The sequence below is a fragment of the Pedobacter sp. PF22-3 genome, from assembly GCF_026239555.1.
GTDB lineage: Bacteria > Bacteroidota > Bacteroidia > Sphingobacteriales > Sphingobacteriaceae > Pedobacter.
Genome location: NZ_JAPIVP010000007.1, coordinates 98,587 through 124,643 on the forward strand (window position 1 = coordinate 98,587; position 26,057 = coordinate 124,643).

Consider the following 26,057-nt stretch of genomic DNA (forward strand, 5'->3'; position numbering starts at 1 on the left):
CAATATAAACGACTGTAATCAATCTACTTGCAAAAAAATCTCTCAAGTTACCGTCATTTCGAGCGGACCCGATAGCTATCGGGTGCAACGCAGTCGAGAACCCGAAGGCTCTGCGAAGCAAAATCTGCCTTGATAGATCTCTCCATTTCGCTGTGCTACAGTCGAGATGACGACCATTCTACTGATGTCCTGTCACTTCGTACCTCAGCATGACAGCATATTATAGCCTTATGTAGAATAAAAAAAGGTTTAGCGCTTGAGTTAATGCACCCAAACCCTAAACCTTAAGCCCTACACCCTAAACCTACCTTAAAAAATATATTTATTTGCTTCAATAAGCTGTTGCGCAACTCTTTGACGGGCATCTTTAACATTAAACGGCTCCACTTTTGTAAAGCGACGTAAGCCTACCTGCATCATTCGTAGTTCATCGCCTTCTGCAAAAGCCCAAAGCGCTTCTTTACCTGCTTTGGCTATGCCATCTACGGCTTCCACCAAGTATATCCGCAATAAATCGAGCTGACCTGCACATGCTTCTTCACCGCGTGTATGTACCAGTTTTTCCGTCCTTAGCAAAGCCGATTCAAGTACATAAACGTAACTGGCCATGTCGGCAATGTTCATTAAAATTTCCTGTTCTTTGCTTAGGGTCATCATCAATTTTTGAACCGCAGCACCAGCCACCATTAACGTTGCTTTTTTCAGATTGGAAAGTACCTTTTTCTCTGCTGCAAATAAGGTGTCATCTTCTTCACCAAAATCAGGGATGCTCATCAATTCGGCAGCAACTGCAGTAGCAGGCGTCATCAAATCAAGCTCACCTTTCATGGCGCGTTTCAGCATCATATCAACCGTTAACAGGCGGTTAATTTCGTTGGTACCTTCAAATATCCGGTTAATACGGGCATCGCGATAAGCCCTGTCCATTGGCGCGTCAGCACTAAAGCCCATGCCACCATAAATCTGCACACCTTCATCTACCGTATAATCTAAAGCTTCAGAACCCCAAACCTTTAAAATGGCACACTCTACCGCAAACTGCTCTACAGACTTTAATCTTGCTTTGCCGGATTCCATTCCACCTGCAACCAGTTGATCATAAGTATCATCAATATTCTGTCCAGCACGATAGTTTGCCGAATCAACAGCATAAAGTTTAGCAGCAATTTCTGCAATTTTGAAACGGATGGCACCGTATTTAGAAATCGGACGGCCAAACTGGATCCGTTCGTTCGAATAATTAATCGCTGTATTTAATGTTGCTTTTGAAGCCCCGATAGCAGCTGCAGATAATTTGATCCGGCCAATGTTTAAAATATTTACAGCGATTTTGAAACCATTTTCACGTTCGCTCAACATATTCTCAACAGGCACCGGGCAATCGTTAAAGAAAACCTGACGGGTTGAAGAACCTTTAATCCCCATTTTATGCTCTTCGGGATTCATGGTAATACCACCAAAACCTTTCTCTACAATAAATGCGGTTAAGTTCTTGTCATCATCAATTTTAGCAAAAACGATAAAAACATCTGCAAAACCACCGTTGGTAATCCACATTTTCTGACCAGTAATGATATAGTGTTTACCGTCATCACTTAACTTAGCCTTGGTTTTACCAGAGTTCGCATCGGAACCCGAATTTGGCTCAGTTAAACAATAGGCAGCTTTCCATTCGCCCGAACCCAGCTTAGGGATATATTTTGCTTTTTGTGCCTCGTTACCATAATATAGAATCGGCAAAGTGCCTATGCCTGTATGTGCGGAAAGTGCAACAGCGAAAGAGTGTCCGGCACCAACCACATCAGCAACCAACATGGAGGTATTAAAATTTTTGCCAAAACCGCCATATTCTTCCGGCACCGAAACACCAAGAATACCCAGTTCGCCAGCTTTGGTTAACAGTGTTGGCATCAACTCAGGATCTTCCTGCTTATCAATTTTATCTAAATTGGGATAAACCTCAGCTGCTAAAAAATCGCGACAGGTTTGTGCAATCATCTGCTGCTCTTCATCAAATTCTTCAGGGATAAATACTTCCTGATAAGTGGTATCCTTAATTAAGAATTCGCCACCTTTAATTGTCTTTTTTTCAGTTGTTTCCATTGTTATGAGATTTGAGAGATGAGATCTGAGATTTGAGACCTGCCCAAATTCAAACTCAAATCATTAATGTTATCTTTTTTAAGATTCGTTATGCTGAACTTGTTTCAGCATCAATTTATGATAAAGACCCTGAAACAAATTCAGGGTGACGATCGCATTAACAAGCACTTTAAATATCCCTGTTTAGTTAATTTAGCTTGTCAAGTCTATAAAAGTTCAAAAATTCCTGCGGCACCTTGCCCTGTTCCAACACACATGGTTACCATTCCGTATTTTTTGTTCTGTCTTTTTAGCTCGTTCATGATCTGCACAGTCAGTTTTGCTCCAGTACAACCCAGTGGATGCCCCAATGCAATTGCTCCTCCGTTTACGTTAATTACATCAGGGTTTAAATCCAATGTTCTAATTACCGCCAACGATTGCGAAGCAAAGGCTTCATTCAGTTCGATTAAATCGATATCTTCTTTTTTCAAACCAGCTTGTTTCAATGCTTTGGGAATCGCCTCAATAGGGCCTATTCCCATAATGCGCGGCGGAACACCGGCAATACCGTAACTTACCAATCTGGCAATCGGCTCGGCATTTAATTCTTTCATTTTCTTTTCAGACACCACCAAAACAAAAGCAGCTCCATCTGATGTTTGCGATGAATTACCGGCAGTTACACTTCCTACCGCATCGAATACAGGTTTCAGTTTAGCCAACTTTTCAAGCGTTGTATCTGCACGTGGCCCCTCATCGGTATCAACCACGTAAGAACGGGTTTTCTTTTTCAGGTTGGCATCCAGGTAATTTTCGTTTACTGTGATTGGCAAAATACCATCTTTTAAATGACCATTTTTAATGGCATGAATGGCTTTTTCATGAGATTTTAATGAAAAAGCATCCTGATCTTCACGGCTCACATTATATTCTTTGGCAACTGCTTCGGCAGTTAAGCCCATACCCCAATACCAATCTGGATTATTTTTTGCCACTTCTGCATTCGGAACCAGTTTCCATCCGCCAAAAGGCATTCCACTCATTACCTCTACCCCGCCAGCAATGATACAATCGGCCATGCCTGCTTTAATTTTGGCAACTGCAGTAGCAATGGTATCTAGACCAGATGCACAATACCGATTTACGGTAACACCTGGTACTTTATCGGTATCAAGACCCATTAGCGAAATCATACGGCCAATGTTTAGGCCTTGCTCTGCCTCTGGCGTAGCATTACCAACTATTACATCATCAATCTGTTCGTTATCCAAATTCGGAACTGACGCCACTAAAGCCCTGATTACTTCTGCGGCTAAATCATCAGCTCTTGTAAAACGGAATACGCCACGGGGTGCTTTACCCACTGCTGTACGATATCCGGCTATAATATATGCTTCCATTGTTTAAGTATTTTTATGGCAATAGCCAATATTATCTTTTTTTAATTTTTTACGTCCGTCATGCTGAACTTGTTTCAGCATCTATCCTGTAAAGACCCTGAAATAAATTCAGGGTGACGACCTGCACAAATCCTACTAATTCCTCAACGGTTTTCCTTTAGTAATGATACTCTGAATCCGTTCTAACGATTTCCGCTCACCCGCAAGTGATAAAAAGGCTTCTCTTTCCAGATCCAGCAAATATTGCTCACTTACTTCTGTTGGCACAGATAAATCACCACCACACATGACATACCCTAACTTCTCAGAGATTTTTTTATCGTGCTCTGAAATGAAATGCCCGGCATACATGCTATTTGCACCGGCATACACAATCCCCAAACCTTGCTTTCCTAATACTTTAATATCATTCCGTTGTACGGGTTTCGTATAACCAGCATCGGCAAGTTCAATCGCTTTAGCTTTTGCATCGGCCAATAAACGGTTGCGGTTCATCGAGATCGAGAATTTATCTTTTTGGAGATAACCCAATTCATAAGCTTCGTAACCTGAAGTGGAAACCTTGGCCATACCAATGGTTAGGAAACGATCTTTTAATGCATTCTGCACAATCTGATCGTCTTTAAATTCATCAGAAGCACGCAAAGCAAACTCTTTGGTACCACCACCACCAGGAATTACCCCTACACCAAATTCTACTAGGCCCATATAGGTTTCGGCAGAAAGCTGGACATGATCGGCATGTAAACTGAACTCGCAACCTCCACCTAAGGTTAAGTTATGTGGGGCTACCACAACCGGAATAGAGGAATAACGGATGCGCATTGATGTATTCTGGAACATTCTGATTGCCATGTTCAACTCATCCCATTCCTGCTCTACCGCCATCATAAAAATCATCCCTACATTAGCACCAGCAGAAAAATTTGCACCGTCATTACCAATTACCAAACCACGGTAATCTTTCTCGGCCATATCAATGGCTTTATTGATTCCTGAAATTACATCACCGCCAATGGTATTCATTTTGGTATGGAATTCTACATTCAGAATGCCATCACCCAGATCGATAATGGAGACCCCGGAATTTTTCCAAAGCGTTTTATTTTCGCGAAGGTTATCCAGAATGATAAACTCATCTGTTCCAGGTAAAGCTTTATAACTTTTAGAAGGGATATCGTAATATTTTTTAATACCGTTCTCTACTTTATAGAATGAAGTATTTCCGGCATCCAGCATTTCTTGAACCCAAGCTGCGGCTTTATTACCATATTGCTCCATTCCTTCGATACTTTCCTTTACGCCAACGGCATCCCACAATTCGAAGGGGCCGAGTTCCCAGCCAAAACCTGCCCTCATGGCGTCGTCAATACGATACAATTCATCAGAAATTTCAGGGATCCGATCTGATACATATTCAAATAAACCAAAAGAGGAATGGCGGAACAGTTCGCCTGCCTTATCTTTTCCCTTGGCAAAAATCTTCATACGCTCACGAAGGTTCTCTACTGGCTTGGTCATTTCTAAAGTCGCCGATTTTACTTTTTGCTGAGGTTTATATTCAAGGGTTTTTAAATCTAAAGCCAGGATTTCGGTTTTACCGTCAGCAGATTTGGTTTTTTTATAGAAACCTTGTTTCGTTTTATCACCAAGCCATTTGTTCTCTTCCATTTTTTGCACGTATGCAGGAAGTTTAAACAAATCGTGTGCTTTATCATCAGGGCAGTTATCATAAAGCCCTTTAGCCACCTTGATCATGGTATCCAACCCTACAACATCCGAAGTGCGGAAAGTAGCCGATTTTGGCCTACCCAATGCTGGTCCTGTAAATTTATCAACTTCCTCTACTGTTAAATCCAATTTTTCGACCAAATGCAAAAGTGCCATAATCGAATAAACACCTACCCTGTTGGCGATAAAAGCTGGAGTATCTTTACATAAAACGGTTGTTTTCCCTAAAAACTTATCACCATAATGCATCAGAAAATCAACGATTTCAGGCTTTGTATATGGTGTAGGAATAACTTCCAATAATTTTAAATAACGCGGTGGATTGAAAAAATGTGTTCCACAGAAATGCGATTTGAAATCTTCGCTTCTTCCCTCAGCCATTAAATGAATAGGAATACCAGAAGTATTTGATGTAATTAAAGTACCTGGTTTACGGAATTGCTCTACCTGTTCGAAAACTTTTTTCTTGATATCAAGATTTTCAACAACCACTTCAATTACCCAATCGTAACCGGCAATTTTCGCCATATCATCATCGAAGTTTCCGGTTTTGATCTTATTTAATGCTTTTTTCGTATAAACGGGAGATGGATTTGTTTTCACAGCCGTTTGCAAAGCAGTATTCACAATCCGGTTTTTTACATGGGGGTTATCCAATGCTAACCCTTTTGCTTGCTCCTCGGGGCTGAGTTCTTTTGGCGCGATATCCAACAACAATACCTCAACACCAATATTGGCAAAGTGGCATGCAATACGCGACCCCATAATACCCGACCCTAAAACTGCAACTTTATTAATGCTTCGTTTCATTATCTATTTGCTTTTCATTTGTCTGATAGAAATGTTTTATGATTTACCTACCAAACAGGTTTGATTATTATATTTATTAATCTACAGTATAGGCTACTGTAATATCATTTAGTTTGATTAGCAGGTTAATAAAAGTCTCTTTTTCCTTTTTCGAGAAATGCTCATCGAGATATTCATTGAATTTCCGAACAACTCCCTTGGCCAACTGTTTTTTCTCTTTACCAAAGTCAGTTAGAAAAACCTTTACCGAACGCTTATCGCCTACTGATGTTTCGCGGAAAATAAGGTTAGCCTCTTCCATGTTATTTAACATTCGCGATAAACTGGTTGCTTTAACTCCAAGCAAGCCCGCTAAATTTGAAACCGCAGTCCCCTCAACATCATCTATATTAATAAGCATGTAACCAATAGCCTGGGTAATCCCGAAACTGGATGCCATCTGATTATACTTATTAAACATATTTTGCCAGGCAAACTTTACATGGTAATCTATGGTTTGTTGTTGTTTCATTTTCACTAATTTATTATGCTTGCATAACAAAGCTAATGAATGTATTTTGTTAATGCAATAGAAAAATTTAAAATATTTGTTAAATTTTTCTTATCATAGTCATACACAAAATGAAAACACGTAATATGTATAAAGTGAAACAAATACTCTTGTTTAGTTTCTTTATTTTATGGGCTACCATTTGCCAAAGTCAGGTTTCTTATTTCGGAGAATCTCTCTTAAACAGTCAAAAACTAGAGATTTTCAAAAAAACAACTACCTTATTTACTTTTCAGTATTCAGATTATGCTGAGCTGAAAAAATTTGATCTGGCCATTAAAAAAAACTGGACAATTACACCCTATAAGATCATTAAGCCCGAAGAGCTTGCCCGTTATGATACGCTTGCCAACTATTCTGTTTTTTATTTCGACACTTATACCGAGAAAACCGATAGCACAACCAACGTAAATATTATTTATGCATTAAAATTATTAACCCCATCAAAAAAGCCCAAGGTAAAAGAAGAAAGCATATTGGCAACAGTTGCGATTTTTGCTGATGCAACCACCAATCTGCTGATTGAAAGACAGGATCAACAATACGGCACCAAAAGAAGTATAAAAAATAATATTTTATCCTATTTATATAACAAATCTAGTTTCTTTAACTGGTCGCCAGGCTTTTTAACGGGTTATCTGAAACAGATTAATGATGGATTACTCACCAATCAAAACTGTAACATAGATTATCAATTTTACAATAAGATACGCTTACCAGAACTGGCAAAGGAAACGCTTTACATACCCGAATACATTAAGCAAGTTTTTTCTTCAAGATTAGCACTTTTACCTCCATCAGGAATTATTGCCGAACCTTACAATTACAAACTTAAATTCGTATCGTACGAAGCGCTGGATAGTTTAATACTGAATAAAACTGCCCCTGTTAAATACGTAGTTTACACGCAACGGTCTAACGACAAAATAATAAGCGTGTATGACAGCAAGGATGATAAAATTATTTATCAACGCTTCTACCCCCAATCGCCGAATTTTGAAATGAACGATTTAAGTGAGATTAAAAAAGTGATTGTTTCGCTTAAATAAGTTGAGTTCAAATAATATCTATTGTGCTGTCATTCTCAACGCAGTGAAGAATCACTGACGGAAGAGCTACTAGTTTTACAATCACATAAGGTCATTTCACAAAGTCTGACAACAAAGATCCTTCACTATGCTACCATAGACAGAATCTATTAATACATCGCCCGTCATTCTCGCGAATGCGGGAACCACGAAGTGCTCAGCGTAGCAATCTTAAAGCGCTTGCATTAAGATTCCCAATCAAGTTGGGAATGACGATCTCGCGCAGCCTACCATTTGCCAAAAAGATCTGTCTGTAATATTGGTTTTAAACAATTAATTAACCTTCAAGGATGACAAATTCGTTTTTATGAATACTAAGCAAAATCAGCCTGTCGTTATAAATTAAAACCTCCTAAACAAAAAAAGTCCCGATTTTCATCGGGACTTTTTACTAATATAATTAAAACAGACTAGTAAAGTGTAAACTCTACACGACGGTTTTGTTGACGACCTGCTGCTGTTTTATTAGAGGCAATTGGCTGACCCATACCGTAACCTGTAGCTTCGATACGTGATGCGTTGGCACCTTGAGAAACCAAATACGCTTTAACAGATTCTGCTCTTTCTTTTGATAAACGTAAGTTTAATTCTTTTGAACCTGTATTATCTGTGTGACCAGCTAATTTTAAGCTAAAGTTTTTCTGAATCAATAATGCTGCAACTCTATTTAATGAAGCATAAGATTTAGAACGGATGGTAGCTTTACCTAAATCGAACTCTAAGTTTTTAATCGCTTCATTAACTACTTTACGATCTTCTTCTGTTACGATTACTTTTTCTACAACTTTTTCAGGCGTTTTTAACGGACATCCTGCACCATCAACAACAGTACCTGCTGGTGTATCAGGACATTTATCCAATTTATCAGCAACACCATCACCATCTGTATCTTTCAACACATCGTTAAGTTCTGAACGTAATTTTGCATTATCAGCTTTTTGAGCATTTAATTCAGATCTCAAACCTTCGGCAGTTTGTTTTGCTTTTAGGGCTTCATCATAAGTTAATGCTACCGGATTGTGGAAAGCCAATTGTTTTCCGCTACCTAAAGCAAACTCTAAACCAGCATAAGCATAGTTGTATTTATCATTTCCATTTTTGTAATAACCATCTAAGTTATCACCGTCAACAAAGTTGATGGTCCAACCCAAATCGAAGTTAACCGCATCGGAAATTTTAAATTTAGCACCTAAACCTACAGGGATAATTAGTTCGTGGATGTTATCGCCATTGCCAAATGTTGAAGTTCCTGCTGCTGTAGTGATAGTTGGTTTATAAGCTGCAATACCCGCTCCTGCAGAAGCATAAAGCTGCAAAGCATTTTCTTTTTTAAACATATCGATATTGAACATGTTTACCACAGCATTTAAAGTTCCTGAATAAGATAAATCTGTATCAAAAGATTTTACAGGAGAGTTGTTTACCAAACCGCTTTCATACGGCTCGCTATTATCGCCTTTTAATTTACCACGAACTCCATCTAAACGAAGAGAGAAGTAAGGTGTAAATTGTTTTTTAATGTAAAGGCCATAACCTAAACTTGATTTGTTATTACTGAAATCATTTTTTCCGCCCAGTGGTGAAAGTGGAGTTATTACACCAGCGTTTACACCAATAGACCATGTTCTTAATGTTGTAGTTGAGGCTGCCGGACTTTCCTGAGCTGAAGCAACTGACCCGATTAATAAACCAGCTAGTGCAACTGGTAGGGCTTTAGATAATTGTAGTTTCATAATTTTCTGTTTAACGTTGAATAGCGTTTCACAACCTTTACAATAGCCATACCAAAAATAAAGTCAGGCAAAAATACTTATCCACTTTTCAACACTAGTTACTGGTGATGCAAGCTTTTAAACTAAACAAACCGTTTTAGCGTATTAACCGCAATGCATCAATCTGCCGGTATTTATTAATTTGCTATAATAAATCACTACTTCAAACCTCAATATCCCTCCGGATGCAATTATGGAAACTTATATTAGCTGTTTTATCAATTTATTAAGGTTCTTTGTACAATGCATTAAACTTTGATCCACCTAACCTGTAGCCAATTTGATACAATGAACAATCAGATAGATGAATAAATGATTACCAGCCGATGGCTTTATCATCTCCTCTCGGATCGGCACCTCCCTGATAATTACCCCATTTTGTTCTTAAAATGGCATCAACCCTACCTATTGGGCCTCTTTGTAGGATTTTATAACCTTTTGCCTTTAATTTTGCGGCTGATAAGCTATCAATGGCATCTTTTTCTAAATAAACCTCATCCGGCAACCATTGGTGATGAAACTTTTTAGCCGCAACGGCCGACTGCATAGACATATCAAAATCGATCACATTGATGATGGTTTGGAATACAGAAGTAATGATGGTTGAGCCGCCTGGTGTGCCTACCACCATAAATAATTTCCCATCTTTCTCTACAATGCTTGGTGTCATAGAGCTTAACATTCTTTTATTCGGTGCGATGGCATTAGCTTCTCCACCAACCAAACCATACATATTTGGTGCACCGGGCTTAACCGAAAAATCGTCCATTTCGTTGTTAAGTAAAAAACCTGCTCCTTTTACAGCCACTAACGATCCGTAAGAACCATTTAACGTAGTGGTAATGGAAACAGCATTTCCATCTCGGTCTACAATAGAGAAATGTGTAGTCTCTTCATGTTCGGCCCCTTTTATATCGCCAGCCAAAATAGCACTACTTGGGGTTGCAGCATCCCAGCTAAAGTTTGCCATCCGGTTTTTACTATAGGCTGCATCCAATAATTGTTGTTGTGGAACGGCATAAAAATCAGGATCGCCTAAGTGCGTTGCACGATCAGCATATACTCTTCTTTCAGCTTCTACCATCACCTGCACGGTTGAATCAGCATTATGCCCCCATTTTTTTAATGGATAAGGTTCTACTGACTGAAGCAATTGAATCAGGGCAATACCTCCGCTGGAAGTTGGCGGCATGGTAATAACTTTATAGCCCCTGTAATTACCCGTTATGGGTTTACGCCAAATGGCATGATAATTTTTTAAATCTTCTTTTGTAATCAGTCCTTTTCCACGTTGCATTTCGGCTACAAGCGAATCAGCCACAGCGCCTTCGTAAAAACCTGTCCTACCTTTCTCCTGGATCAGTTTTAAGGTATTGGCCAATTCTTTTTGAACCAGCACATCATTTTCCTGCCAGGTACTTTCTAAATTTACGAAAGCCGTCCCGTTCGGATTAAACTCCATAAATTTTCTATGTAAACCATTCAATTCACCAGCTTGCCTTTTGGTAATTTTAAAACCAAATTGGGCCAGGTCTATTGCGGGCTGCAATACCTGCGCCCAGGAAAGCTTTCCATATTTTTTATGCGCCTCTACCATACCATCTACTGAGCCGGGCACGCCCGCAGCTAAATGACCATAAAGGCTTTTATCTACAATTGGATTTCCGGCCGAATCGAGATACATATCTCTGCTTGCCGCTGCAGCTGCTTTTTCTCTAAAATCTAATGCATTTATTTCGCCGTTTGCACCGCGGTAAACCATAAAACCGCCACCACCAATATTGCCTGCATTAGGGTAAACCACAGCCAGTGCAAACTGAACAGCAACAGCCGCATCAACTGCATTTCCTCCCTTTTTTAAAATAGCTATACCTACCTGCGATGCTTCCGGATGGGCCGAAACCACCATGCCGTTTTTATACTCGCCACTGCTGTTTTTACCCAATTGCCCGGTTACACAACCTGCCAATGATAAGACAACACTTAGGTATACTAACGATTTTTTAAAGTTATTGAGGGGCTTTATAGTTTTCTGCATCCCGATAGATTTTTTCGATTATTTCATTGTTTTTTTCGGTGATCACTTTTCTTTTCAAACTCAGTTTCGGGGTAAGTTCGCCGCCATCTATGCTCCATTCTTTAGGCAAAAGTGCAAATCTTTTCACCTGCTCCCATTTTCCAAAACCCACATTTGCAGCTTCGATAACCTCGTTATATTTAGTGAGCACCTGCTCATTCTTAATCATTTCTTCGTTTGAGTTAAAAGTAATGCCTTTTCTGCCTGCCCAGGTTTTTAAGGTTTCGAAATTTGGAACAATCAGTGCAGAAGGGAATTTTCTATTTTCGCCCAAAACCATAATCTGTTCAATAAAAATCGATTCTTTATATTTATTCTCCAGCATTTGCGGGGCAACATATTTACCGCCTGCTGTTTTAAACATCTCTTTTTTACGGTCAGTGATTTTTAAAAAGCGGCCGTCAACCAATTCACCAATATCGCCTGTATGGAACCATCCTTCCTGATCTACCGCTTCCTGGGTTAAGTCAGGCCGGTTGTAATAACCTTTCATTACCTGGTGCCCTCGGGTTAATACTTCACCATCTGGCGCTATTTTAACTTCAACACCTTTAATTACCTCACCAACGGTACCGAACATGGTTCCACCGAAATGATTAACCGTAATTACTGGCGAGGTTTCCGTTAGTCCATACCCCTCGAAAACAGGCATACCAGCTGCCCAGAAAATTCTGGCCAATCGCGGATTTAACGCTGCTCCGCCAGATACGATCACCACAATTTCACCGCCTAAAGCTTCCTGCCATTTCTTGAAAACCAGCTTACGGGCAATCCCCAGTTTGAAGTTATACCACGCACCTGCATCAATGGTATATTTTTCGGCCAGAGCTACCGACCAGAAGAAAATTCCTTTTTTAACCCCTGTTAGTGCTTTCCCTTTCTCCATGATCTTATCGTAAACTTTTTCAAGAAGCCTTGGAACAGTAGAAAATACATTGGGTTTTACATGCTGAATATCGGCAACAATAGTTTCCATACTTTCTGCATAATAAATTCCGGTGTGATTAAACAGATATAAATAAATGATCATCCGCTCGAAAATGTGCGATAAAGGCAGAAAACTTAAACCTTTTTTAACACCTTCGGGTATAACTACAGCTGAATTTACAAAATTTGCAACTAAGTTATTATGCGTTAACATTACCCCTTTAGGCGTTCCTGTTGTGCCAGAGGTATAAATCAAAGTCAAAATATCTTCAGGTCCTACTTTTGCTCGATATTCTTCCAGATTAATATCGGTGCTTGCTTTACCCAGTTCAATTAAAGTATTCCAGTTTTCGGCTGCTGTAATTTCATTAAAGCTATAAATCTTAATATCCGCGTTTACAGCATCTGCACAAGGTTTAATTTTTTTATACAATTCTTCATCGGCTACAAAAATCATGGTGATTTCTGCATCTTTTAAGATAAATTGAATGTCGTGCTCTGCTAAAGTTGGATATAAGGGAATCTGATAAGCCCCGATCTGGTTGGCAGCAAAATCGGCAATATTCCATTCAGGTCGGTTATGTGACATTACAGCAACCCTGCCACCTTTGCCAACACCTTGTTTAATCAATCCACGGCTTAGGTTATCTACAGCATTACAAAAATCTACTGTACTATAATTTATCCATTTTCCGTTAATTTTCCCGCTGATGAATTCCTGCTTAGGATTTTCGAGGCTGTATTTCAAAAGATCAAAAACCCGTTTAATTTCTGCCGCCATATGAATTGTATATTATTTGGTTAAGTTAAAAAATCAAACATAAAGATTGCCACCTATTATGCTTTTTTAATGAAAATAGCACCTCAAAGTATGTAAAACGCGGTATTTAATTTTCGTTAAAAATATTTTAATAAACTTAGCGATTACAAAATTACTATGCAAGCATTGTTTTTTATCTTGTGAGAATTTTTACCAAAAAAACATAAACGGCATTAAAGTTGTTAGGCAGATAACAATTAGAAAAACATTATAAATATTTAAATTATGAAAAAATTATTTACCATTCTATGTTGTACAGCAATATTCGCTCTTGCAACAACATCTTTAAAAGCACAAAGTTATAAAAATGCACTTGGTGGCCGTTTTGGTAGCTACAATGGTGTTTCGTTTAAAACAGGCCTTAACAAAAATGCCATGTTAGAGTTAATTGGAAACTTTAGAAGTAACAGAGGTGTTAGCTATGTACAATTAACTGGCCTTTATGAGGTTTACAACCCAATTGGTGGCGCCCCTGGATTAAACTGGTATTATGGAGGTGGTGCTAGTATAGGTTCTGTAAAAGTTAAAGGATTTGATGGTGATGTTTATTTGGGTGCAAATGGTGTTCTTGGTTTAGATTACAAATTTAAAGGTGCTCCAATCAATTTATCTTTAGATTGGATTCCAACTTTAAGAATTACTCCAGATACAGATTTCTATGGTGGAGATATTGGTTTAGGTGTTAGATTTACTTTCTAGTAGAGCGTTTAGTGCCAAACGCATAGCGTAAGGCGTTGATACAGCAAAGCAATTAACATAAAAATCCCGTGAGAAATTAATCTTACGGGATTTTTTGTGCCTTGACTATAGACTCAAAACTGAGGACTTAAGACTACGGGCTAAATACCGGTCCATTTTTTTAATACTGCTTTTTGCGCCGGTGTTGCATTTTCGTTAACAGTTGCATTTAAGCGTACATTTGGATTCTCTTTCAGGGTTAAAGAGATTTCTTTTTCTAATCCATCACGTCTTACTTTAAGTTTCAACACATCGCCAATGTTCTTTTTACCCACCAATGGGATAACATCTAATGAGATCATTGGGCTTTTTAACCTTACCGTTGATAATGCTTCGCTTAATGAGGTATCATCTAAACTAAGTACGAGGTCATTCACGTTTAACCCACTCACCCAGGCTGCAGAATTTCGTGTAGTAGAGGTAATCATCAAACCTTCATTGGTTAATTGTCCCGAAGCACCTGTAACCGGTTTACCAGGAGTTGCATTTTCGGAAGAAACATTTACGCCGGCATAACCGAAGTATTTTGCATATTCTACATCATCTACCCCGTTAACATATTTTGTCCAGAAATTGGTAAAACTGATTCCGGATATTTTCTCCACCATGGCTTTAAACTCGGCATCGGTATAACCGCGCTTTAAAGTTTTGCATTGCAGGTACATGGCTTTCATTACATCATCGAGGCTTTTGGCACCTTTGGTCGCATTAATAATCTCGAGATCCATTAAAATGCCAATTACTTCGCCCTTATTGTAATAAGAGATTGAATTGTTCTTTGAGTTCTCATTAGGGCGGTAGCCAATAATCCATGCGTCGTAACTAGAAGAAGCTGCCGACTGGTATTTGGCACCCGGGGTATTTAAAACTGTGCCTACACCACCTATTAAATCTTTCAAAAATTCGTTCACGTCAGTAAACCCGGCACGGTGCAAATATTTGTTCTCGTAATAAGACGTAAAACCTTCGGCAACCCAAAGGTTGGTGGTGTAATTTTCGTTATCGTAATCAAATGGGCCTAAAGCAATAGGGCGCAAACGTTTCACATTCCACAGGTGATGATACTCATGTGCAACCAAACTTAAAAAACCTTTATAACCTTCCTCTGTATTGTAAGCATTTCTTGTAGCGCCTAAAGTAGTAGAATTCAAGTGTTCCAAACCGCCGCCGCCTTTTAAGAAATTATGAACAATAAAGAGGTAATATTTGTTAGGGTTTTCGCCATAAACTGCAGTTTCCTTTTCTACAATTTTGGCCATATCTACTTTTAGCTTTTCTTTATCGTAATTGCCGCCGCCATACATGGCTACTTCGTGACGAACGCCTGCTGCAGTAAATTCGAAAATATCCTGGTTGCCCACCTCAATAGGGCTATCGTAAAGAATATCAAAATCGGTAGCTTTATACGTAAACTGCTTACCGGCAATAGGAGTTAAACCTGTAGAAACCTTACTCCAAGTATTAAATGGAATAATTTTTACCGTACTTGACGATTTAATCATGCCATCAGGGTGCATAAAAATTCCTGTAGGAGATAAGAAAGCATGAGATTCGTCGATAAATGGTGTACGTACTGAAATTTCAAATGCATAAACACGGTAATTGATCTGGATATCAGCCGCTTTGGCTGAAAAAATTCTCCAGGTATTTTTCCTTACTTTTTCAACTTTTACGGCCTTACCCGCTGCTGTAGCCTTAAATTCTTCTACACTTTTTTCAAACTCGCGGACCAAATAAGAACCTGGTGTCCAAACAGGCATTTTTACATCTACATAATCTTTTACCAAGCCAGAAATATTCATCTGAACTTCAGCATAATGTGCCTGCGGCTCTTTAAAAGAAACCTCAAAGCCTATTTTTACCTGCGCCTTCGCTGCCATAATACACGTTAGTAGTAAAACTAAACTTAAAATTGATTTTTTATTAAACATATTTACAGTGTTTTGCTGCAAATTTAGATTTATTGATTAAGTTTTAATATAAAATAGCTAAATGTGGTGTAAAATAGTTGTTTCTGTTTATTTCGCGTTAAGCGATTAGCGTTTTGCAACTGGCGAAAAGTGGGTGATGCAAATAGTTGTTCTGCCGTATCGGCTCATAGTTGATGGTTCATAGTCTTTTGGTCAACGCCAACCTTAAAGCCAACCATTGTTTCAATTTTTATGATGACCAACTCCAAACTGAAACTGCCAACTCCGAACTGAAAGCTGTAACATCCTTAATACAACAAATTTAGGACTAAACTATTTGAATATTTTTATGCTCTAATTCAAGCGTTAATTTTATTTTAATGTTAGAATACGCATAAACACAAATCACAAACATGAAGAAAAGATATATTATCTATGCTGTTTTAGCTATAGGCCTGGCCTACCTGGTGTATTACAGAATTAACGCAAATAAAAAAATCGAAGGAAAAGGTGGCGCGTCTGCAGGGGCTGGAAAAGGTAAAGACGGTGGTAAGGGTAGTTCTTCTGCTCCATTGGTAGTTGATGGAATTATAGTAAAGCCAGTATCTTTTGATAACGACCTGGAGATAACCGGCGCCATTGATGCAAACGAATCTGTTGTATTAAAAAGTGAAGTATCAGGATTGGTTACCGGAATTTATTTCCAGGAAGGCACCACGGTGTCAAAAGGAAGTGTGCTGGTCAAAGTAAATGATAGAGATATACAGGCGCAATTACAGGATGCACTTACTAAACAAAAACTTTCTGGCACAAATGAGAACCGGGCAAAACAATTGTTGGCAAAAGGGGCAATCAGTCAGGAAGAATATGATACCGCCCTTGCAGATCTAAAATCGTTGCAGGCACAGGCGCAATTGGTTAGGGCGCAGTTGGCGAAAACCACTATCCGCGCACCTTTTACTGGCCGTGTAGGTTTACGCAGCATTTCTACCGGGACTTATTTAACGCCTTCCATGGTAATTGCCAACCTGGTGAACACCAATCCGGTTAAAGTTACATTCTCCGTTCCGGAGAAATATGCAGGACAGATTAAAGTGAATTCAGAAATCATGTTTACTACCGATGGCTCTTCAAAACAGAATAAAGGGAAAGTTTATGCGATAGAGCCCGGGATTAATGCCGCCACCAGAACCTTACAAATTAGGGCTTTGGCACCAAATGCAGACAATGCTTTATTGCCAGGCTCTTTCGCCAAAATTAAACTGGCATTAAATACCCTTCAAAATGCTATCCTAATTCCTAATGAGGCCGTTATCCCTGTTTTAAAAGGTAAAATTGTTTACATTCAAAAAGATGGCAAAGCAAAGGAAGTTAAAGTGGAAGCGGGTACACGTACCGATGAAAACATTGTGATTACATCAGGATTAAAAGCTGGCGACACGGTACTAACTACCGGATCCATGGCTTTAAAGAAAGATGCACCGGTTAAAGTTCATTTGGTTAAAGAATAATTATGAGTATCTCAACCACGAGTATAAAAAGGCCTGTTCTGGCCATTGTGATGAACTTATTGATTGTCCTTTTTGGGATAATCGGCTACACTTTTTTAGGTGTTCGCGAGTACCCATCAATTGATCCAACGGTAGTTTCAGTAAGAACCTCTTACCCTGGGGCCAACGCAGATATTATTGAATCACAAATTACCGAACCTTTAGAAAAATCAATCAATTCTATTGATGGGATCAGAAATATTTCTTCATCGAGTAACCAGGGCGCAAGTAATATTACCATTGAGTTTAACCTTGATAAAAATATAGAAGAGGCTGCAAATGATGTACGTGATAAAGTATCGCAGGCAGCCAGAACTTTGCCTAAAGATATTGACGGTTTACCGGTAGTAAGTAAAGCCGACGCCAACTCCGATCCGATTTTATCAATGACGATACAGAGTGATAAACGCAATACCCTTGAATTAAGTGATTTTGCTGAAAACGTGATTGCCGACCGCATCCAAACCATTCCGGGGGTAAGTAGTGTGCAAATACAGGGGCAAAGAAAATATGCCATGCGCATCTGGATGGATCCGAATAAGTTAAGTGCTTATGGCTTAACCTCGCAGGATATTGTAACAGCCTTGGATAATGAAAACGTAGAACTCCCATCTGGAAAAATTACCGGAGCCACCACCGAACTAACAGTTAAAACCCTAGGAAAACTCACCAATGAAAGTGAGTTTAACAACTTGATCTTAAAAGCGGATAGCAACCAGGTAGTAAAACTCAAAGATGTAGGTTTTGCCGTTTTAGGGCCAGAAAACGAAGAAACTATTCTGCGCGAATCGGGCAAACCGATGGTGGCTATTGCCATTATCCCCCAGCCGGGAGCCAATTACCTCGATATCAGTAAAGAATTTTACAAAAGGTTTGATAAGTTAAAAGCCGATATCCCGCAAGACATTAAACTGAAAGTGGCATTGGATAATACCCTTTTCATTAAACGTTCGGTAACCGAAGTGGCCGAAACTATTGGCCTATCGCTGGTACTGGTAATTTTAATCATATACCTCTTTTTTAGAGATTGGGCCATCGCCTTCAGGCCATTGATCGATATCCCTGTATCTTTGATTTTCACATTTTTTATCATGTATGCCTTTGGCTTCTCCATAAATGTATTGAGTTTATTGGCCATTGTACTGGCTACGGGTTTGGTGGTAGATGATGGTATTGTGGTTACCGAGAATATCTTTAAAAAGGTTGAGGAAGGCATGTCGCCATTTGAGGCCGCCATTAAAGGATCCAATGAAATCTTTTTCGCTGTTATTTCGATTTCCATTACCCTTGCGGCCGTATTCTTACCCGTAATTTTCTTACAGGGTTTTGTTGGACGCTTGTTTAGAGAGTTCGGTGTAGTAATTGGTGCTGCAGTATTGGTATCAGCCTTTGTATCACTTACCCTAACACCCATGTTAAATGCCTACCTGATGAAAAAGGGTGGACACAAGCCATCCAGATTTTACAACTGGACAGAACCTTATTTTGTGAAATTAAATGATTCCTACGGATCAAACCTGAATAAATTTTTAGCCAAAAGATGGCTTTCGGTACCGATTATATTGGTTTGTATGGGGCTTATTTTCCTCTTCTGGAAAATATTACCGAAAGAGACTGCCCCGTATGATGATAGAAGTGCCATCAACATCAATGTATCTACACCAGAAGGGGCCTCATATGCCTATACGGATAAGTTTATCATGAAGCTAAATCAGTTGGTAATTGATTCTGTTCCAGAAAAAAATGTAAACATTACCATCACTTCTCCAAGTTTTGGTGGCTCTGGTGCGGTAAACTCTGGTTTTGTACGGATGGGTTTGACCGATCCGGAAACGCGTGAGCGTTCGCAAAAGGATATTGCAGATATGCTTACCCGGATAACTAAAAAATATACCGAAGGTAAAACCATTGTGAACCAGCAACCTACCATTTCTGTTGGGCGCCGTGGTGGCTTACCTATCAGTTATATCATTCAGGCACAGAATTTTGAAAAGTTACGCGAGAAAATCCCATTGTTCATGGATGCAGTGGCCAAAGACCCTACATTTACGGTTTCGGATGTGAACCTGAAATTTAACAAACCTGAAATTAACCTAACCATCGACCGGGATAAAGCCAAAAATCTGGGCGTTTCTATTTCAGCTATTGCCCAAACCCTGAATTTGGGATTGAGCGGACAAAGGTTCTCGTACTTTTTTATGAACGGGAAACAGTATCAGGTAATTGGGCAGTTTGATCGGGGCGATAGGAAAGATCCATTAGATTTGAGCTCGGTCTACGTACGTAATGATAAAGGCGAACTGGTACAGCTCGACAACGTAGTTACTGCTAAAGAAGAAAGTAGTCCACCACAACTGTATAGAAACAACCGTTTCATTGCCGCTACCGTTTCGGCAGGTTTAGCACCAGGGAAAAGTATTGGCGAAGGTATAGATGCAATGGATGCCATTTCAAAAAAAGTATTGGACGAGACTTTCTCTACCGATTTAAGTGGAGAATCGCGGGATTTTAAGGAAAGTTCTTCCAACACCTTTTTTGCGTTCGGTTTGGCCCTCCTCCTCGTTTATTTAATTCTATCAGCACAGTTTGAAAGTTTTAAAGATCCGATTATCATTATTTTGACAGTACCAATGGCTGTTGCCGGTGCATTTTTATCACTTTGGTTATGTGGCCAAAGCTGGAATATCTTTAGCCAGATTGGTACCATTATGTTGATTGGATTGGTAACTAAAAATGGAATCTTAATTGTAGAATTTGCCAACCAGCTTAAAGAAAAAGGCATTCCTATTCCCGAAGCCATTAGGGAAGCTGCGGTTTCGCGTTTGCGCCCAATTTTAATGACCAGTTTGGCCATCGCCATTGGTGCCTTGCCTATTGCGCTCGCATTGGGTGCTGCTGCAAAAAGTAGAATGAGTATGGGAACCGTAATTGTAGGTGGAACATTGTTCTCACTGGTATTAACCTTATTTGTAATTCCAGCCATTTACTCTTATTGGGCAAAACCATATAAACCAAACAAAGAATTAAAAGAAGCCCATCGTTTTGAACAGGAAGCTTTACATACAGAAGAATAAGATGAGCAAGAAATTAAGAATATTCATCCTGCTGATAAGCTTATCACTTTCGAGCTTTGCACAAGAAAAGTTAAGCCTGCAAGAAGCCATTACCATTGCCTTACAGCAGAATTACGACATCAAAATAAGCAAAAACCAGATCGATATTGCAAAAAACAATGCCAATATTGGTAATGCGGGGATGTTGCCCAGTTTAACGGGAAGTTATACCAATGGCGGAAGTATCCAAAATACCCGTCAAACGCCTGCAACTGGCCCAGATCGGGTAATTACGGGGGCAAAAAGTACCAATAACAGCTATGGTGCCGATTTAAACTGGACCATTTTTGATGGTTTTACCATGTTTGCCAATTACGACCGTTTGAAAGAACTGCAAAAGCAGGGTGAATTAAACTCCCGCTTAAGCATTTTAACCACCGTTGCAGATGTAATTACCGCTTATTATGATGTAGTGAGGCAACAACAACTGGTTATTGCTGCCGATAGCGCCATGGATGTTTCGGTTTTACGTACCAATATTGCCAAAACAAAATTACAGCTTGGCCGTGGCTCTAAACTGGATGTATTAACCGCACAGGTTGATTACAATACCGATACTTCAAATTATCTGCAGACTAAAAATGCCTTGCAAGTAGCTAAAATTCGTTTAAACCAATTAATGGTTCGCGATATTGGCACAACGTTTTCTGTAGATAGTCATATTGATGTAGATAAAGGCATCTTATATAGTAAAATGGCCGAAATGGCCGAGCAGCAGAATCCCAATGTACAAAATGCGTTTATTAATCAACGTATTGCTTCCTTAAACTTAAAATCTATCCGTGGGGCTCGCTATCCATCAGTTAGCCTAAACTCAGGTTACAGCAGGGCAAACAGTACCAGTCCAACAGGCTTTAACCAAAAATTTGCCGCCAATGGATTTACCTATGGCGTTACGGCAAGTATCAATTTATTTAATGGTTTTTTACAAAGACAGAATGAGCGAAATGCCAGGATAGATATTGAAAACTCGAACTTAACCTTAAGCAAAACCAAACTTGATGTAAACTCCCAATTGCTTACGGCATATCAAAATTACAGCACTTACCTCGATCTGGTTAAATTAGAACAGCGAAATGTAGATATCGCGAAGGAGAATTTAGATATTACTTTAGCAAAATACCGCTTGGGCAGTATAGCGCCGTTAGAGTTGAGAGAAGCACAGCGTAATGCCATTGATGCGCAAAACCGTTTCATCGAAATGCAGTATCAGGCCAAAATAGCCGAAACGAACTTAAAGGCAATTAGTGGGAATATAGATTTATCTAAGTAGTTTATTTGTTCATAAGTTATTGGTTATTCCTGGCTCCGTCCTTGCGAAAGCCTCGTAGTGGGCGAACTTAACAGCGCATCTTAATCACATCCATAAATTGCTATCATAATTTTTGCAATTAACTAAAAAATTCGTTAAATTTATTACTGTTATCTATCGCCTAATGGAAAACAGTCTGATCAATACACTCAAATCGCGTTTTGCAATATTGCAAAGTCAGCCCTTATCTGGCGGCATAGTAGCCAAAAATTTACGCATCAGCGATAATGGCAGTGGCGAACTGAGCCTTTAAGGAGATTTTACCATTACCCTCAAGGTGCTGGATTTAACCACCAATGGTGCACCCAATTTAAATAGTTTAATGACTTTTACACAGCAGGTAATTTCGAATAAGTTACGGGGTGGTGGGTATAAAAGCGGGGTTATATTTTTTGAGTATAATCACGCAAAAAAATCTTTCAATTTACGAAAGAATCACACTTATTCTATCCGTTATAACTTTAATTTTATGGTTAATGTACAACAGATTAATATGTTAAACCAGTTAAAGGGGAATGATTTTGTATTAGCTGTTGTTGATAGTATTGGTCATCAATTTACTGATCAATATGGTAGACGACACAGTTCCGCAGGGCTTACTAACGGTACTGGTGGGCCAGCTGTGGTAAGCTATGATCACTGGAAAAAAGATAGATACTTAAGTGTTCATGAGTTTTTTCACACTTTGGGTTTGCGTGACATTGAAAATAGTGACAAAAATAATAGACTAATGTACCACTTGGGTGATAATATTGGGCAGGTAATATCTGAGTTAGAAAAAGGGGATATGATGCAATTTATCATGAAAAACATTATTGATATGACAAAAAATTCATATTCCTATTCTAATGCAAACCGTAATACAGTAAATTTATTAAGGACCTTTTTAAATGATAAAACAAATGGCTTCAAGTACAACAAAGCTAAGTTTAGGTAGTTTGTTATTATTTTTAATATTGGCTTGTGTAAACGAATCAAAAAATACCGAAAGCACTGTAGTCAAAAAAAAATCAATTGATGAAACCTGCAAATATTATGCATATGATGCCCAACAAATTGTATCTAATCTTAGTTGCTATAATTGCCATGTTAGAACAGACGAAAGACTTGATAATAATATCCCGACATTCAGTGAATTGTCTGCTATGGATAGCTTAAAACTGATTAATTATGCCTTTAAAAAAAGGCACAAAGGAGACTATAGTAAAAAGGGCGCATTTAAAACATCAAGAATGGATACTCTAAGTGATTGTGAAATAAAAAGTGCCATCAGGTATATCAAGGATTATAATAGAAACATTCCTATGCCTGGCCAATAAACAATATGATTTCAAATACAATAAGGCTAAGTTTAGGTAGCTTATTTGTCTTATTATTTTTCAATTGCAAAAACACAGAGAAGAGGGATAAAAATGTGATCAAAATATCTACGGATACTTGTAGATATTACAGATATGATGCACACCAAATTGTTTCGAATCTTGGCTGTCAAAATTGTCATTTACCTTACGTTGCCGGACAAAAAGATGACCGAGGATGGGCTACATTTAATGATTTAGTCGCAATGGATAGCTTAAAACTGATAAATTATGTATTTACTAAAAAACATAAAGGTTGGTATAGTAAAAATGGAACTTTTAAAGCTGCTAGAATGGATACTTTGACTGATTGTGAAATAAAAAATGTTATTCGCTGTATAAAAGATTCCGGAAGAGATATTGCCATACCCTAGCCAATAAGAATTATCGCTTCTAACAAGTAACTAAATTATTTCAAGTATAAAATGCTATAATTAATTTTTATATTTAGGGCCATGATACTTGTTGCAGATAGTGGCTCATCTAAAACCGATTGGATGGGTTATCATAATGGCGAAACCATTAAATTTAATACCCCCGGAATAAACCCTTATTTCTTAAGTGAACAAGAAATTACCAAGCTGATTTCTAAAAATGAATCCTTATTAGAATATGCCGATGAAGTTAAAGAAATCTACTTTTTTGGAGCAGGTTGTTCTTCTCCAGATAAACATGAAGTAGTTTCAAACGGTTTATCAGCTGTTTTTGGCAATGCTTTTATTTCGGTAGATCACGATCTTTTGGGCTCAGTATATGCTACTTGTGGAAACGCCGAGGGTTTAAACTGTATTTTAGGTACCGGATCTAATATCTGTTATTTTGACGGGAAAAAAATCCATGATGGGCACCATGGCCTGGGTTACGTTCTCGGTGATGAGGGCTCGGGAACTTTCTTCGGAAAAAAAGTGCTGCTAAGCTATCTGTACAATAAAATGCCGGCAACCTTAGCGGCAGAATTTAAAAAATCTTTCCCGGCAGAAAAAGAACAGATTATCACCAACATTTATCAGAAACCTTTCCCCAACATCTATCTGGCAGGCTTTAGCCGTTTTATGGCCAGCCATAAAGACCACCCTTTTATTCAGGAAATATTAAGAACAGGCTTTCAGGAATTTGTGGATACGAATGTTAAAGACTATCCCAAACATAAAAATGTACCTTGCCATTTTGTAGGCTCAATTGCCTATTATTATCAGGATGCACTTATTTCGGTATTGCGTGAAAATGGTATCGAGCCTGGCAAAATTTTACAGAAGCCCATAGATGAATTGTTTAATTTCATTTTACATAAAGAAGGCATTATACAGCAGGCCAGCTAAGTCAAAATATACATTCACATAATAATTTGTTAAAATATCCTTAAGATTGTAAACATATCCGCGCAAACTTTTGTTATACATTTAACAGCATATAATTGCACACACATATGAAGAGAATATTGGTAGTAGATGATGATATTGAGGTTTTAGAAACCATACAATTAATCCTGGAAATTGGTGGGTTTAAAGTTTCGGCACTAAATGATGGTGAGGAAATTTTTAACAGAATCGAAAAATTCAGTCCTGATTTGATCTTACTTGACATTTCTCTCGGACATATAGATGGCCGTGTATTATGCGAACAGCTAAAATCAATTGAAAGCACCTCTAAAATCCCTATTCTGCTTATTTCTGGCTTGTACGATCAAAAAGATTTTACAACCTTAAATTATGGTCAGGATGATTTCTTATCAAAACCATTCCAAATGGATGTGTTGCTTAAAAAGATTACCAAAATCCTATCGCTTGAAGAAGATAAACCAAGTTTTCTTTTAAATTAAATTTAATCCGATATTAATATACTTAGCCAAGAAAACCTCAAATTTTCTTGGCTTCTTTATTTTCATGAAAATAACATTTATCCCTAAAGCAAATAAATCTAATCATAATGATACCAAGTAATGAATGGTTAAAAACCTGGAATGAGAAACGTGCATTATTAACTTGCCCTAACAACCTGAACGATTATTTTGAAGAAACAGCTGTGGCTGGCAAAAAGATAGATCGACTAGAACTGGGAAGTGTTTCTATCCCTACAGGAGAAATTCTGGTTAGAGATCCGTTGGTATATATCCAAAAAGATGCTGAGCCTTATTTAATTAAGGTGCCGACTGGCGAATTCCCGGTAACTGCAGCTGTTGTGGTTCCCGATGGTGAAGATTGCGCGCGATATGCTGCCGTTAAAGTGCAGTTTACAGCTTATGATGCCATTCGTTTTGAAGAAGCATTAATCGGAACCGAAGACCTTGTTGATTTTAATGAAGGTGAATTTTTCGGATTTAATGTGGATGCGGGTTTAGGTTGTGTTCTCGATAAAGAAACACTAAAACATTTCTGTGCCTTCCAGGATAAATTTCACAACGAAAATCCAGGCAAAAACCTATACGATGATCATTTCGCGGTGCTTTTTGCCGCTAACTATACCGAAAATCCAATTTATCAACGTGAAGCAGGTGACTGGATTAACTGGAAAATCCCCGGTACAGATTATCATATTCCATTTTTCCAGAGTGGTTTTGGTGATGGCACCTACCCTGTTTATTATGGTTTTGATGCTGAAGGCAATGTGTGCTCACTAATTATCCAATTTATTGATATTGAATTGGCTTATGGTGAGGAGGAATAACTTTTCAATTCACAATATTGGTCTGTAGAGGCGCAGGCCAAGTAACACAGACACGGAATAGGCGCTATGAAGGGGGGCCTTCCCACTGGCTCAGCACTACTTAATCTAAACCTAAAGGATGGGACGAATGCCCAATCCTTCAATCGGCCGTA

At 38.6% G+C, this 26,057-nt stretch carries 20 protein-coding genes; 12 read left to right on the forward strand and 8 right to left on the reverse strand.

Annotation, left to right across the window (positions count from 1 at the left end):
- Positions 1-309: 309 nt before the first annotated feature.
- The 4 genes from OQX63_RS11060 to OQX63_RS11075 all read right to left on the reverse strand — a co-directional run bounded on the left by OQX63_RS11060 (position 310) and on the right by OQX63_RS11075 (position 6,537).
- The gene (locus OQX63_RS11060) at positions 310-2,103 is read right to left on the reverse strand and encodes an acyl-CoA dehydrogenase family protein (RefSeq protein ID WP_265850932.1); all 1,794 of its coding nucleotides are present in this window, start codon (positions 2,101-2,103) and stop codon (positions 310-312) included.
- Between the two features lie 206 nt (positions 2,104-2,309).
- Positions 2,310-3,485 carry an acetyl-CoA C-acyltransferase gene (locus tag OQX63_RS11065; protein WP_265850933.1) on the reverse strand — a complete coding sequence of 392 codons (1,176 nt, stop codon included), beginning with the start codon at positions 3,483-3,485 and terminating at the stop codon, positions 2,310-2,312.
- 135 nt (positions 3,486-3,620) lie between these two features.
- On the reverse strand, positions 3,621-6,026 hold the full coding sequence (locus tag OQX63_RS11070; protein ID WP_265850934.1) for a 3-hydroxyacyl-CoA dehydrogenase/enoyl-CoA hydratase family protein: 2,406 nt from the start codon (positions 6,024-6,026) through the stop codon (positions 3,621-3,623).
- 76 nt (positions 6,027-6,102) lie between these two features.
- Positions 6,103-6,537: a MarR family winged helix-turn-helix transcriptional regulator gene (locus tag OQX63_RS11075; RefSeq protein WP_090498498.1), complete on the reverse strand. Its 435-nt coding sequence runs from the start codon at positions 6,535-6,537 to the stop codon at positions 6,103-6,105.
- Positions 6,538-6,647: 110 nt separating this feature from the next.
- On the opposite strand from OQX63_RS11075, the gene OQX63_RS11080 reads away from it, so the two are divergent.
- The gene (locus OQX63_RS11080) at positions 6,648-7,625 is read left to right on the forward strand and encodes a hypothetical protein (RefSeq protein ID WP_265850935.1); all 978 of its coding nucleotides are present in this window, start codon (positions 6,648-6,650) and stop codon (positions 7,623-7,625) included.
- A 449-nt stretch (positions 7,626-8,074) separates the two neighbouring features.
- On the opposite strand, the gene OQX63_RS11085 is transcribed toward OQX63_RS11080, so the two are convergent.
- From OQX63_RS11085 to OQX63_RS11095, 3 genes are all read right to left on the reverse strand, one after another.
- Positions 8,075-9,397: an OmpA family protein gene (locus tag OQX63_RS11085; protein WP_265850936.1), complete on the reverse strand. Its 1,323-nt coding sequence runs from the start codon at positions 9,395-9,397 to the stop codon at positions 8,075-8,077.
- A gap of 355 nt (positions 9,398-9,752) precedes the next feature.
- Entirely contained in the window at positions 9,753-11,474 is a 1,722-nt protein-coding gene (gene ggt / locus OQX63_RS11090; protein WP_265850937.1) for a gamma-glutamyltransferase, read from the reverse strand.
- Complete coding sequence (locus OQX63_RS11095) at positions 11,446-13,221, reverse strand: AMP-dependent synthetase/ligase (protein ID WP_265850938.1); 1,776 nt, start codon at positions 13,219-13,221, stop codon at positions 11,446-11,448. The genes ggt and OQX63_RS11095 overlap by 29 nt, the downstream gene beginning before the upstream one ends.
- Before the next feature lie 264 nt (positions 13,222-13,485).
- On the opposite strand from OQX63_RS11095, the gene OQX63_RS11100 reads away from it, so the two are divergent.
- Complete coding sequence (locus OQX63_RS11100) at positions 13,486-13,959, forward strand: hypothetical protein (RefSeq protein ID WP_265850939.1); 474 nt, start codon at positions 13,486-13,488, stop codon at positions 13,957-13,959.
- A 140-nt stretch (positions 13,960-14,099) separates the two neighbouring features.
- On the opposite strand, the gene OQX63_RS11105 is transcribed toward OQX63_RS11100, so the two are convergent.
- The gene (locus OQX63_RS11105) at positions 14,100-15,929 is read right to left on the reverse strand and encodes a M61 family metallopeptidase (RefSeq protein WP_265850940.1); all 1,830 of its coding nucleotides are present in this window, start codon (positions 15,927-15,929) and stop codon (positions 14,100-14,102) included.
- Between the two features lie 392 nt (positions 15,930-16,321).
- Between OQX63_RS11105 and OQX63_RS11110 the strand changes: the two genes are divergently transcribed.
- The 10 genes from OQX63_RS11110 (at position 16,322) to OQX63_RS11155 (ending at position 25,905) form a co-directional block, all read left to right on the forward strand.
- Positions 16,322-17,419, forward strand: coding sequence for an efflux RND transporter periplasmic adaptor subunit (locus OQX63_RS11110; RefSeq protein WP_265850941.1), 1,098 nt, complete (start codon positions 16,322-16,324; stop codon positions 17,417-17,419).
- 2 nt (positions 17,420-17,421) lie between these two features.
- Positions 17,422-20,532, forward strand: coding sequence for an efflux RND transporter permease subunit (locus OQX63_RS11115; protein ID WP_265850943.1), 3,111 nt, complete (start codon positions 17,422-17,424; stop codon positions 20,530-20,532).
- Position 20,533: 1 nt separating this feature from the next.
- Positions 20,534-21,844, forward strand: coding sequence for a TolC family protein (locus OQX63_RS11120; protein ID WP_265850944.1), 1,311 nt, complete (start codon positions 20,534-20,536; stop codon positions 21,842-21,844).
- Between the two features lie 163 nt (positions 21,845-22,007).
- Complete coding sequence (locus tag OQX63_RS11125) at positions 22,008-22,136, forward strand: hypothetical protein (protein ID WP_265850945.1); 129 nt, start codon at positions 22,008-22,010, stop codon at positions 22,134-22,136.
- A 69-nt stretch (positions 22,137-22,205) separates the two neighbouring features.
- On the forward strand, positions 22,206-22,820 hold the full coding sequence (locus OQX63_RS11130; RefSeq protein ID WP_265850946.1) for a hypothetical protein: 615 nt from the start codon (positions 22,206-22,208) through the stop codon (positions 22,818-22,820).
- The gene (locus tag OQX63_RS11135) at positions 22,786-23,202 is read left to right on the forward strand and encodes a hypothetical protein (RefSeq protein WP_265850947.1); all 417 of its coding nucleotides are present in this window, start codon (positions 22,786-22,788) and stop codon (positions 23,200-23,202) included. The genes OQX63_RS11130 and OQX63_RS11135 overlap by 35 nt, the downstream gene beginning before the upstream one ends.
- Positions 23,203-23,207: 5 nt before the next feature.
- Positions 23,208-23,615: a hypothetical protein gene (locus OQX63_RS11140; RefSeq protein ID WP_265850948.1), complete on the forward strand. Its 408-nt coding sequence runs from the start codon at positions 23,208-23,210 to the stop codon at positions 23,613-23,615.
- Between the two features lie 81 nt (positions 23,616-23,696).
- Entirely contained in the window at positions 23,697-24,560 is an 864-nt protein-coding gene (locus OQX63_RS11145; RefSeq protein ID WP_265850949.1) for an N-acetylglucosamine kinase, read from the forward strand.
- Positions 24,561-24,667: 107 nt separating this feature from the next.
- Complete coding sequence (locus tag OQX63_RS11150) at positions 24,668-25,060, forward strand: response regulator (protein WP_090498477.1); 393 nt, start codon at positions 24,668-24,670, stop codon at positions 25,058-25,060.
- A gap of 107 nt (positions 25,061-25,167) precedes the next feature.
- On the forward strand, positions 25,168-25,905 hold the full coding sequence (locus OQX63_RS11155; protein ID WP_265850950.1) for a DUF4241 domain-containing protein: 738 nt from the start codon (positions 25,168-25,170) through the stop codon (positions 25,903-25,905).
- Positions 25,906-26,057 lie beyond the last annotated feature (152 nt).